This window comes from Oerskovia merdavium (assembly GCF_014836755.1).
Lineage (GTDB): Bacteria > Actinomycetota > Actinomycetes > Actinomycetales > Cellulomonadaceae > Oerskovia > Oerskovia merdavium.
Map to the genome: position 1 here is coordinate 119,149 of NZ_JACSQF010000004.1, position 11,905 is coordinate 131,053.

Consider the following 11,905-nt stretch of genomic DNA (forward strand, 5'->3'; position numbering starts at 1 on the left):
TGAGTCCTGCCCGGAAAAGGAGTCGTCAGGGTCGCGGGGAATAACTGAGGATGGTCGAGCGTCGTTTCTCGTAGGGCGTACGACTTCTCGACCCGACGCTCCCCACCTCCCTCGCTGTGCTCCCCCGGGCCGCGCGGGCGCACGCCGACCCCACAGGAGAGCCATGCAGGTACCTCAGAGCACCGCCCCGTCCTTACCCACCTCCGACAAGCTCTCGCGCGAGAACTTCCTCGTGATCGCGCTGCTGCTCGTCTCGGCGTCGGTCGTCATCCTCAACGAGACGACCATGGGCGTCGCCCTGCCGCACCTCATGGCCGAGATGCACATCTCCGCGACCACGGGCCAGTGGCTCACGACGGCCTTCATGCTCACCATGGCGATCGTCATCCCCGCGACGGGCTTCCTGCTGCAGCGCCTCGGGACCCGCGGCGCGTTCCTGCTCGCCATGTCGCTGTTCAGCGCCGGGACGGCCCTCGCGGCGTTCGCGCCCGGCTTCGGGTGGCTGCTCGGTGCGCGCGTGGTGCAGGCCTCGGGCACGGCGATCATGATGCCGCTGCTCATGACGACCATCATGACGCTCGTCCCTCCGACGGCCCGTGGCCGGATCATGGGCAACGTCGCGATCGTCATGGCCGCCGCTCCCGCCCTGGGCCCCACGCTGTCCGGTCTGATCCTCGACACCCTGAGCTGGCGCTGGATCTTCGGCCTCGTCCTGCCGGTCGCCCTCGTGGCGCTCGTCGTCGGCGCGAAGTACGTCAAGGACTCGGCCGACCGTACGCACACGCGACTCGACCCGCTCTCGCTCGTCCTCGCGGCCCTCGCGTTCGGCGGCCTGGTCTACGGCCTGTCCAACCTGGGCGAGGCCGCCCGCGCCACGCCGGTCGTGCCCGTGTGGATCCCGCTCGTCGTCGGGCCCGTGTTCCTGGTCCTGTTCGTCGCGCGTCAGCTCGTCCTCCAGCGCCGCGACGCGGCACTCCTCGACCTGCGCGTCTTCTCCTCGCGCGGCTTCACGGTGTCGCTGGGGATCATGGCGGTCAGCATGATCGCGCTGTTCGGCTCGATCATCCTGCTGCCGCTGTACCTGCAGAACTCGCTGGGCTTGGACCCCTTGTACACGGGGCTGCTCGTGCTGCCAGGCGGTCTGCTCATGGGTCTGCTGGGCCCGACGGTCGGGCGCCTGTACGACCGCGTCGGCCCGCGTCCCCTGGTCCTGCCCGGCCTGGTCGCGGTCACGGTGTCGCTCGCCGCGCTGGCGACCGTGGGCGCGAGCACGTCGCCCTGGTTCGTCCTGGGCGCGCACGTCGTGCTCAGCCTGGGCCTGGCGTTCGTGTTCACGCCGCTGTTCACGGGGGCGCTCTCGGCACTCCAGCCGTCGCTGTACTCGCACGGTAGCGCGATGATCGGCACGGTCCAGCAGCTCGCGGGGGCCGCCGGTACGGCGCTGTTCGTCGCGGTCATGACGTCGCGCTCGGTCACGCTGGCGGCTGAGGGCGCGAGCCCGCAGGTCGCCCTCGCGGAGGGCGTGAGCTCAGCGTTCGTCTGGGGCGCGGCGGTCACGCTGGTCGCGGTCGCGCTGACGTTCCTGCTGCGCAGGCCGGCTGCGGTCGAGACGTCCCCCGTCCTGCCCGACGCCGTCGTGCCCGCCACGCTCGACGCTCCCGTCCTCGAGGGCGTCGGGGAGGCGCCCGAGCGGCGCTGACGCGGCCGGGTCGGAGGCAGGACGACGCACGAAGGGCGGGCACCGATGGTGCCCGCCCTTCGTGTACCCGCCCCCGTCGTCGTGGGCCGGGTCGACCGCTCCACCGGGCGGGCGCAGACCCGCACCTCGACAAGCGTCAGCCGGCGGCCGGGCTCACGGTCACTGCTCGCGTGCGGCCCACCAGGCGAGCAGCTCCTGGCGGGCGGTCTCCTCGTCGAGGGGTCCGCGGTCCAGCCGCAGCTCGAGCAGGAACTTGTAGGCCTGCCCCACCTCGGGCCCGGGCGCGATCCCCAGGGTCGCCATGATCTGCTGCCCGTCGAGGTCGGGTCGGATCGACGCCAGCTCCTCCTCGCCCCGCAGCCGTTCGATGCGCTGCTCGAGGTCGGTGTACGCGTCGGAGAGGCGCTGCGCCTTGCGCTTGTTGCGCGTGGTCGAGTCGGCCCGGGTCAGGCGGTGGAGCCGCTCGAGCAACGGTCCGGCGTCCGTGACGTAGCGGCGCACCGCGGAGTCGGTCCACTCGCCCTCGCCGTACCCGTGGAAGCGCAGGTGCAGCTCGACGAGCCGCGAGACGTCCTTGACCGTGTCCTTGTCGAAGCGCAGCGCCTTGAGCCGCTTGGCGGTCAGCTTGGCCCCGACGACCTCGTGGTGGTGGAAGCTGACCCCGCCCCCGGACTCGAAGCGCCGCGTGGCGGGCTTGCCGATGTCGTGCAGGAGCGACGCGAGACGCAGGACGAGGTCCGGGGCCGGCACCGCGCCGTCGGGCCCCGTCTCCTGGGCGATCGCCTGCTCCAGGACGGTCAACGAGTGCTGGTAGACGTCCTTGTGCCGGTGGTGCTCGTCGATCTCGAGGCGCAGCGCCGGGAGCTCGGGCAGGACGTGGTCCGCGAGCCCGGTCTCGACGAGCACCTCGAGGCCCTTGCGCGGCGCGTCCGACAGCAGCAGCTTGGTCAGCTCGTCGCGCACGCGCTCCGCGGAGACGATCTCGATGCGCGAGGCCATGTCGACGATCGCCGCGCGGGTCGCGGGCTCGACCTCGAACCCCAGCTGTGCGGCGAAGCGTGCAGCCCGCATCATGCGCAGCGGGTCGTCGTCGAACGAGCGCTCGGGGGCGATCGGGGTGCGCAGGACGCCCAGCGCCAGGTCCGCGAGCCCGTCGTGGGGGTCGACGAACAGCATCTCCGGGACGCGGACCGCCATCGCGTTGACCGTGAAGTCACGCCGCGACAGGTCGCCGACGAGCGTGTCCCCGAACGCGACGAGCGGCTTGCGCGACGCAGGGTCGTACTCGTCGGTGCGGTAGGTCGTCACCTCGACCACCAGGTCGCCGGCTCCCCGCGGGCTCCCCTTGGGACCGAACCGCTTGGCGCCGATCGTGCCGAACTCCTTGCCGATGTCCCAGTGCGCGTCGCCCCACGCCGCGAGGAGCGCCTGGGTCTGGTCGGGGTCCGCCGAGGTCGCGAAGTCGAGGTCGTTGCTGGCTCGTCCGAGGAACGCGTCGCGGACCGGGCCGCCGACGAGGGCCAGCTCGTGGCCGGCGGCGTGGAACAGCTCCCCGAGCTCGACCGCCGCGGGCGCCATCTCGGTCAGCACCGCCAGGGCGCGCCGGAGGAGCTCGAGCTGTTCGGGCGTGGTCGGCACCCCACGAGAACCCTCCGCGGGCTGCGCGGAAGGCTCGGGGACGGGGGAGTTCTGGGAAGGAGTCGGCACGACATCCAAGCGTGCCAGATCAGGCGCTGACTCCACACTCGGTAAAGTTGGGTCATGTCCACACCAGCGCACTCTCCGGACCACCGCGGTGTCCCAGCACCGCCCGGTGGGCATGCGTTGCGGATCGATCCGGAAGCCGCGCGCGCCACGACCCCGGCGCCCGCCCCGGCGGCCCCGCTCCCCGTCGTCGAGGAGATCTCCGCAGGTGGACTCGTCGTCGACACGTTCGACGGCCTGTTCCGCGCCGCGGTCATCGCCCGCCGCAACCGCGGCGGACGGCTCGAGTGGTGCCTGCCCAAGGGGCACCTCGAGGGCGACGAGACCCCCGAGGAGGCCGCCGTCCGGGAGATCGCCGAGGAGACGGGGATCACGGGCGCGATCCAGGTGCCGCTCGGGATCATCGACTACTGGTTCACGGGCGAGGACCGGCGCGTCCACAAGGTCGTCCACCACTTCCTGCTCAAGGCCACGGGCGGGCACCTCACGGTCGAGGGCGATCCCGACGGCGAGGCCGAGGACGTCGCCTGGATCCCGTTCGAGGACCTCCCCGAGCGGTTGTCGTACCCGAACGAGCGGCGCCTCGCGGCCGTCGCGCACGATGTCCTCCGAGGTCGGCGCACGACGGCCCGCTTCCGGGGTACCGTGACTCGCACCGTCGTCCGTACCAGCCGGCCGGCACCCGACGACCCCCGGAACCCGACCGACCACTCATGACCTTCCACTTCCCCGTCGGCTCAGCCCGTGCATCGAGCCGCCGCCCCGCAGACTCCACCGCGCCCTCGGCCGCCCCGCGGACTCGGCCGTCCTCTGCCGACCCTCGCACCGGCGCCAGGGCTCCTGGTCCCCGGGCCGTGACCCGGAACCTCGTCGGTGGCCTCCTGACCGCAGCGCTGGCGCTCGCGCTCGTCGTCGTGCCGTCCTCCCCCGGAGGCGCACGTGAGGCTGCGGCCTCCACCGTCGTCGGGACGGGCGGCGCCGCTCCCGCGGTCGTCGACGAACCGGGAACCGTCTCGACCACGCTCGTCTCGATGACGCCCACCACGGTCGGCCCCGGCGGCACCGTCACGGTCGTCGCGCGGATCCACAACGGTACCGACGAGACGCTCACCGACCCCCGGGCCACGCTCGGCGTGAACTGGCGCCTCCTCGGCACCCGGTCCGCGCTGGCCGCCTGGGCCGACGAGCCCACCTCGAAGCGGTCCGCCGAGGCCATGGCGACCGAGAACCTCGAACCGATCGCCCCTGGCCAGGACGCGACGGTCACGTTCGACCTGGACACCGACGACTTCAACCTCGAACCAGGATCGACGTGGGGTCCCCGTCCCCTCTCGGTCACCGTCACGGACGGGTCCGCGCGGCTCGACGTGCTCCGCACCTTCCTCCTGTGGGAGGACTCCGCGGCGCCGTCGCCCGTCGGGCTGAGCATCCTCGCCCCCGTGACGGGCCCCGCGCTGGACCTCGTCACCGCTCCGGACACCGAGGGCCAGGAGCAGACGAGCGTCAGCGTCGCAGCCGTGGACGACGCTCTGGGTGCAGACCAGCGCCTGGGGCACCTCCTGTCTGCGACCGCGGGTCGCCCCGAGGTCGCCTGGGCCGTCGACCCGGCCCTGGTCGCCGCCGCGCGGACCTCGGCCGAGAGCTCGACCGCAGCATGGGTCTCCGCGTTCGACGAGGCGTCCACCGACCGGTCGATCTTCGCGCTCCGCCCCTACGACCCGGACCCTGCTGCCTATGCGCAGGTCGGGGCGGCGCTTCCCGCGCCGACCGTCCCCCTTCCGGGGGGCGCGACGACGGATCCCGCCTGGCGCACCGACCTCACGCTCCCCGGCGACGAGGTCCCCGGCCGGGCCACGGTGCGCACGAGCGTCCAGGCCGGCTCCCCTCTCGTGGTGGTCCGGGGCGACGGGCTGACCCCCGTGGACTCCGTGAGCTACACACCGACGGGTCTGGCCACGGTCGAGACGGACGCAGGTCCCGCGACCGCCCTGGTCTCGGACTCCGCGCTCACCGAGGCCTTCTCGGCCGGGGCCCAGACCTCGGGGGCAGGTTCGACGGCGGACGCCACGCAACGTCTCCTCGCGGAGACCGCGGTGATCGCCTCGGAACGCCCAGCGGACCGACGAAACCTCCTGATCGCCCTCTCCCGAGGGTTCGACCCGGACCCGGCCGCGTTCGACGCCGTGCTCGACGCGCTCGAGGCCACCTCCTGGGTCACGCTCGCCCCCGTCGACGACCTGCTGACCGCGCAGGTGCCGGACGTCGAGCGCAACGCCCTCCCCGAGACGGACGGGGGCGAGGGCGTCCTGCCGGCCTCCGAGATGTCGGCGCTCCAACGGGCCCGCTCCGAGGTCTCGACCTTCTCCACGATCGCCACCGACCCCACCGCGATCACGCAGGAGGCCGAGCCCGCGCTCGTCGTGCCCACGGCCGTGGCGTACCGAACGGAACCCACCGAGCGGACAACCGCGGTGCAGGCCGCGATCGCCGACGCGGACCGCCTCCGTTCCTCGGTCGCCGTGGTCCGTCGGGGGTCGGGCGTCCTGCTCATCAACACGTCCGGCAACATCCCGGTGCGGGTGCGGAACACGCTCGACCAGGAGGTCACGGTCCAGGTCGCGCTCCGGCCCGACAACGCGCGCCTCAAGGTCGTCTCGTTCCCGGTCGGCCCCATCCCGCCGGGCACCGAGGTGGACTTCAAGGTGCCGGTCCGGGCGTACGGCAGCGGCAACGTCCGCGTCGAGGTCGAGATCCTCGCTGTCCCGTCCGGGACCGTCGTCGCCCCGTCCTCCGACTTCTCGGTCAGGGTCCGCGCCGACTGGGAGACGGTCGGTACCGCGGTGTTCGCGGGACTGGTCGCGCTGCTCATGATCGGCGGGCTCTGGCGGACGATCCGGCGCGGGCGCTCCCCGCGCCGTGTCGCGGAGATGACCCCCGCTTCCGGTGTCCCGACCACGCAGGCCTCGGCGCCGCCGTCGGGCACCTCGGCAGGGGGCGACGAGTGAAGCACGCCCGCCCGAGCGGCACCCCGCGCGGGCCCCGCCCCGTGCCCGACGGCGCGGCGCGCGCCGCCGACGAGACGACGCCGCCCGCGCCGGACGGCACCCAGGACACCGAGGCAGGGACGTCGACCGTGACCGGCACCAAGGGCGGACTCGGCCGCAGCTCGATGCTCATGGCCTCCGGTACCGCGGTCTCCCGCATCCTGGGGCTCGTCCGCAACGTCCTGCTCATCACCGCGATCGGGACCACGGGCCTCGCCGCTGACGCGTTCGACGTCGCGAACAAGATCCCCAACGTGCTCTTCGCGATCCTCGCGGGCGGTGTCCTCAACGCGGTCCTCGTCCCCCAGATCATCCGCGCGTTCCGTTCCAAGAACCCGCAGGAACGCCTCGACAAGCTGCTGACGCTGTCCGGGGTCCTGCTCCTGGGGCTCAGCCTGCTCCTGACCTCGGCGTCCACGATCATCGTGTCGCTGTACACCGACGGGTGGGGGTCGGCGCAGTTCTCGCTCGCCGTGGCCTTCGCGTTCTGGTGCATCCCCCAGCTGTTCTTCTACGGGCTGTACACGCTGCTCGGGCAGGTGCTCAACGCCCGCGGACAGTTCGGGCCGTTCATGTGGGCCCCCGTGGTCAACAACGTCGTGTCGATCGTCGGCTTCCTCGCGTTCATCGTGATCTACGGTCCGTACGCGACGGGCGCGGTCGAGGACCTCGGCACGTGGGACGGCGCCAAGATCGCGCTCCTCGCCGGGACGGCGACCCTCGGGGTCGCGTCCCAGGCCCTGATCCTGATCCTGCCCCTGTGGCGCTCCGGCTTCCGCTGGCACTTCCGCCTGGGCCTGCACGGGATCGGGCTGCGCTCTGCGGGGCAGGTCGCGATCTGGACGTTCGGCGCGGTGATCCTCGAACAGATCGGTGTCCTGTTCACGACACAGTTCGCCTCGAGCGCCCCTGCCGCAGCGCTGCGGCAGACGTTCGGCGACTACGCCTCCGCCCCGGCCGCACTCGGGATGGTCACGGGGGTCGTGACCGGCGCTCCCGAGGCCTTCTCCGTCGCGGGCAACGCCGCCTACACCCAGGCGCTCATGATCTACCTGCTGCCCCACTCGCTCGTCACGGTGTCGATCGCCACGGCGCTGTTCACCGGGATGAGCGCCGCCGCGGGGGCCGGCGACTTCGCTCGCGTCCGGCACGACCTGTCCCGCGGCGTGCGGACCGTGGGGGTGTTCACGGTCTTCGCGACCGCGGTCTTCGCGATCCTCGCGCTGCCCCTCACCAAGCTCCTGCTCATCAACGTCTCGCCGAGCGGGGCCGTCGCCGTCAGCCAGATCCTGGTCGCCATGGCGTTCGGCCTGGTGCCGCTCGGGGGCATGGTCCTCATGAAGTGGGTCTACTTCGCCTACGAGGACGGCAAGACCGTGTTCATGATCCAGGTCCCCGCGACCGTCGCGCTCGTGGGCATCGCGTGGCTCGCGACCCGCACGCTCGACCCGGTGTGGTGGGTCGTCGGTGTCGGTGCCGCGATGTCGCTGTCCAACATGATCGTCGTCCTCCTGCGGACCGCGGGCCTGCGGCGCAAGCTGCACGGGCTGGACGCGTTCCGGATCGTGCGGATGCACGTCAAGACCATCCTCGCCGCGGGAGCCAGCGCTGCGGTCGGATGGGGTGTACTTCAGCTCTTCGGCGACCTGTACGGACTGTCGTGGCTCCGTGCCGCGGTCGTCACGGCAGTTGTCGGGATCGTCATGACCGTCGTGTACATCGGCGGTCTCAAGGCAATGCGGGTCCGTGAGCTCGACCAGCTCGCCGACCCGCTGCTCCGCAAGCTCGGGCGACGACGTCCGGCCACGAGATAGAAGGCGCCCGTACCATGTGGGGGGAAGATGTCAACGGCAAGGAAGTTCGAGGTGGGCAGGTGACCGCAGCAGGACCCGGCACGACGCTGGTAGGGCGATACCTGCTGGCCGAACGACTGGCGAGCGACCTGGTCGACGTCACCGCCTGGTCCGCGCACGACTCGGTGCTCAACCGCACCGTGCGAGTCTCGCTCGTCACCGGGGAGCACGTCACCGAGGCGATCGACTCGGCCCGACGCGCCGCACTCGTCGCCGACCCCCGCCTGACGCGCGTCCTCGACGTGGGGACCGACGACGGCGTCGCCTACGTCATCACCGAACCCTTCGCGGGCATCACCCTGTCCGAGGTCGTCGCCGGCGGGATCGTCGACGCCCAGCAGGCCCGGGTGATCGTCGGCGAGGCGGCAGCCGCGCTCGAGGTCGCACGACGCCGAGGCGTCCACCACCTCGCGCTGCGCCCCGAGGCCGTCCGCGTCGACGGCAACAAGGTCCTCGTCACGGGCCTCGGCCTCGACGCCGGGATCAGCGGGCAGGACCAGCACGACGCCGAGGCCACCTCGCACCTCGACGCCGTCGGGCTCGTCGCGCTCCTCTACTACGCCATGACCGCGCGCTGGGCCGGGCCCAGCCTCGACGTCCCCTGGATCAGCTCCGACTCCGTCCACCCCCTCCCGGCCCAGCGGGACGCCTCGGGCATCCTCCCGCTCTCGGCCGTCGTCCCCGGGGCCCCTGCCGACCTGTCCGAGCTCTGCGCTCAGGTCCTCGCGGACGCCGCAGCACGTCCTGCCGGGTCGGGTGCCGACGCCTCGTCCGACGGCGACGTCGAGAGCACGGCTCCCGCAACGCCCGCCCAGGTAGTCTCGGCCCTCGAGCCCTGGGGCACCCTCTCCGTGGTCGCCGCGATCCCGACCTTCGTCCAGCGACCCGCGCCGCAGCCCACCAACGGCGTGAACCGCCAGTCGATCCGCAGCGCGTTCGACGTCCCGCTCTCGACCCCGCCAGGCACCCCGCCGCCGGCGGTCCCGTTCCATCGTCCGACGACCGGACGGATCCACCGGGTGCCTCTGAGCGGCGCATCGACGCTGCCCGACGGCGCCAGCTACCCGGCCCCCACCTACGCCGACTCCCCCGCTCCTGCGGCCTACGCCGCGGTCCCGGCCCCTCCCACCGGTGGCTACCCGACGCAGCCCGCCCCCGCCGTGCCGCACCCGGTCTCGGCAGCGCAACCCACCGTCAGCGTGCCGCCACCCCCGGCTGCGGCTTCTCAGCCTTCTGCCGCGCAGGCCGCCGCTGGTCCGCCGTCGGGCCCCTTCGCCACCACCCCCGCCAAGAAGACCGGGTCCAAGAGCACCTGGATCATCATGCCGATCGTGCTGCTCCTCGTGATCGTCGCGGTCGTGTGGGGCGTCAAGTTCGGGCTCAGCGGTTTCGGTGGTGCATCCTCGCCCAACGACGACAATGACGCCCAGGCGCCGGCGGACTCCGGCCCGTCGGAGGGCGGGACCGACGAGGACCTGCCCGTCAACACCGATCCCCTCACGATCGCGAGCGGCGGACTGCTCGACCCGGACGTCGCCGATCCCGGCGACGTCGGGGAGAAGCCCGACGCCGTGCCCTTCGCGATCGACGGTGACCCGTCGACCTTCTGGTTCACCTACTCCTACAAGGACGGGGGCTTCGGCGGGCTCAAGTCCCGTACCGGTTACACCATCTCGTTCCGGGAGCCGGAGACCGTCCAGCGGATCGTCTTGAGCACGAACAACACGGGCGGACACGTCGAGGTCCGCGCCGTGACCCCCGCCGAGCCCGACGGGGGCGAGATCCTCGCCTCGGGCACGTTCTCGGAGACCGTCGAGCTCACGCTGGATCCCGCCACCGAGGGGACGATGTTCGTCCTGATGATCACCGAGCTGCCGCAGGCTCCCGACGGCGCCTACCGCGTCGAGCTCAACGAGATCACCGTCTACTGAACGGCACCGACCAGCGCTGACCGCCCTGCGGTGCTCCCCGCGTCGGCGTGGGGAGGACCGCAGACCAGCGGAACCGGTGCCTTCGGAACAGAAGGGCGCCGCTCGGCGTTGGACCCGGTGCACCACCCACCACTGAGGAGTACACGTGACGGAGAACAGCCCCACGACCGCGCCGCGGAACGTCATCATCGTGGGTTCGGGCCCTGCCGGGTACACGGCCGCCGTGTATGCCGCGCGCGCGGGTCTCGAGCCCCTCGTCCTGGCCGGTTCGATCACGGCCGGTGGCGCGCTGATGAACACGACCGAGGTCGAGAACTTCCCCGGGTTCCCCGACGGGATCATGGGTCCCGAGCTCATGGAGAACCTGCAGAAGCAGGCCGAGAAGTTCGGCGCGCAGGTCGAGTGGGACGACGCGATCGAGCTGCGGCTGGACGGCCCGGTCAAGACCGTGGTGACGGGCAACGGCGAGACCTATACGGCACGCGCCGTGATCCTCGCGACCGGCTCTGCGTACCGTGAGCTGGGCCTGGACGACGAGAAGCGCCTGTCCGGGCGTGGTGTGTCCTGGTGTGCGACGTGCGACGGCTTCTTCTTCCGCGACCAGCACATCGTGGTCGTCGGCGGTGGAGACTCCGCGGTCGAGGAAGCGACCTTCCTCACCCGCTTCGCGTCCAAGGTCACCATGGTCCACCGCCGCGACGAGCTGCGTGCGTCCAAGATCATGGCCGACCGCGCCAAGGCCGACCCCAAGATCGAGTTCGCCTGGAACAGCGAGATCGTCGCTATCCACGGAGAGAACAAGGTCGAGTCGCTGACGCTGCGCGACACGGTCACGGGTCAGGAGCGCTCGCTCGACGCGACCGGCCTGTTCGTCGCGATCGGTCACGACCCGCGCACCGAGCTCGTCAAGGACCAGATCGACCTGGACGACGAGGGCTACATCCAGGTGCAGGGCCGCACGACGCTGACCAACATCGAGGGCGTGTTCGCGTGCGGTGACGCGGTCGACCACACCTACCGCCAGGCCATCACCGCGGCCGGCTCGGGCTGCTCCGCTGCTCTCGACGCCCAGCGCTACCTCACCGAGATCGCCGACGCCTTCGAGGACGCCGCTGGTCTCCCCGAGATCGCCGGCACCCCCGACGTCCCCAACCCCGACGAGCTGCCGCAGGCACTGGAGGAGATCCGATGAGCAACACCGTCAAGGTCACCGACGACACGTTCAAGGCCGAGGTCCTCGAGTCGGACGTTCCCGTCATCGTGGACTTCTGGGCGACGTGGTGCGGACCGTGCCTGCAGATCGCCCCGATCCTCGAGGAGCTCGCGGGCGAGTACGCGGGCAAGGTCAAGATCGCCAAGCTCGACTCCGACGAGAACCCCGCGATCACGGCCGCGTACGGCGTGGTCTCGATCCCGACGCTCAACTTCTACTCGGGCGGAGAGCTCGTGAAGTCGATCGTCGGCGGGCGCCCCAAGCGCATCCTCGCCGAGGAGATCGACGCGCTGCTCTCCTGATACGCCTCGCTCCGCCTTCCGCGGAGCGCACCTCGAAGGGGTGGACCGGTCCTCGCGACCGGCCCACCCCTTCGTCGTCCGCAGACCCAGCACGGCTGCTGCTCCAGGACGTGACGGGTCCTGGGCGTTGCGTCCTTCGACCGGGCGACGGTGTCCGGG

Annotated in this window: 8 protein-coding genes; 7 read left to right on the top strand and 1 reads right to left on the bottom strand. The window is 71.8% G+C overall.

The window, feature by feature from the left end:
* The first annotated feature begins 163 nt into the window (after window positions 1-163).
* Window positions 164-1,699: an MDR family MFS transporter gene (locus tag H9641_RS05485; RefSeq protein ID WP_191801737.1), complete on the top strand. Its 1,536-nt coding sequence runs from the start codon at window positions 164-166 to the stop codon at window positions 1,697-1,699.
* A gap of 159 nt (window positions 1,700-1,858) precedes the next feature.
* On the opposite strand, the gene H9641_RS05490 is transcribed toward H9641_RS05485, so the two are convergent.
* Window positions 1,859-3,337 carry a CCA tRNA nucleotidyltransferase gene (locus tag H9641_RS05490; RefSeq protein WP_318244390.1) on the bottom strand — a complete coding sequence of 493 codons (1,479 nt, stop codon included), beginning with the start codon at window positions 3,335-3,337 and terminating at the stop codon, window positions 1,859-1,861.
* Between the two features lie 123 nt (window positions 3,338-3,460).
* On the opposite strand from H9641_RS05490, the gene H9641_RS05495 reads away from it, so the two are divergent.
* The 6 genes from H9641_RS05495 (at window position 3,461) to trxA (ending at window position 11,746) form a co-directional block, all read left to right on the top strand.
* The gene (locus tag H9641_RS05495) at window positions 3,461-4,120 is read left to right on the top strand and encodes an NUDIX hydrolase (RefSeq protein WP_191801738.1); all 660 of its coding nucleotides are present in this window, start codon (window positions 3,461-3,463) and stop codon (window positions 4,118-4,120) included.
* Between the two features lie 137 nt (window positions 4,121-4,257).
* The gene (locus tag H9641_RS05500) at window positions 4,258-6,408 is read left to right on the top strand and encodes a DUF6049 family protein (RefSeq protein WP_191801739.1); all 2,151 of its coding nucleotides are present in this window, start codon (window positions 4,258-4,260) and stop codon (window positions 6,406-6,408) included.
* Window positions 6,405-8,261: a murein biosynthesis integral membrane protein MurJ gene (murJ, locus tag H9641_RS05505; protein ID WP_318244391.1), complete on the top strand. Its 1,857-nt coding sequence runs from the start codon at window positions 6,405-6,407 to the stop codon at window positions 8,259-8,261. The genes H9641_RS05500 and murJ overlap by 4 nt, the downstream gene beginning before the upstream one ends.
* A gap of 59 nt (window positions 8,262-8,320) precedes the next feature.
* Window positions 8,321-10,231 carry a protein kinase family protein gene (locus tag H9641_RS05510; RefSeq protein WP_191801741.1) on the top strand — a complete coding sequence of 637 codons (1,911 nt, stop codon included), beginning with the start codon at window positions 8,321-8,323 and terminating at the stop codon, window positions 10,229-10,231.
* 145 nt (window positions 10,232-10,376) lie between these two features.
* Entirely contained in the window at window positions 10,377-11,423 is a 1,047-nt protein-coding gene (trxB, locus tag H9641_RS05515; RefSeq protein ID WP_191801743.1) for a thioredoxin-disulfide reductase, read from the top strand.
* On the top strand, window positions 11,420-11,746 hold the full coding sequence (trxA, locus tag H9641_RS05520; RefSeq protein WP_191801745.1) for a thioredoxin: 327 nt from the start codon (window positions 11,420-11,422) through the stop codon (window positions 11,744-11,746). The genes trxB and trxA overlap by 4 nt, the downstream gene beginning before the upstream one ends.
* The last annotated feature ends 159 nt before the right edge of the window (window positions 11,747-11,905 follow it).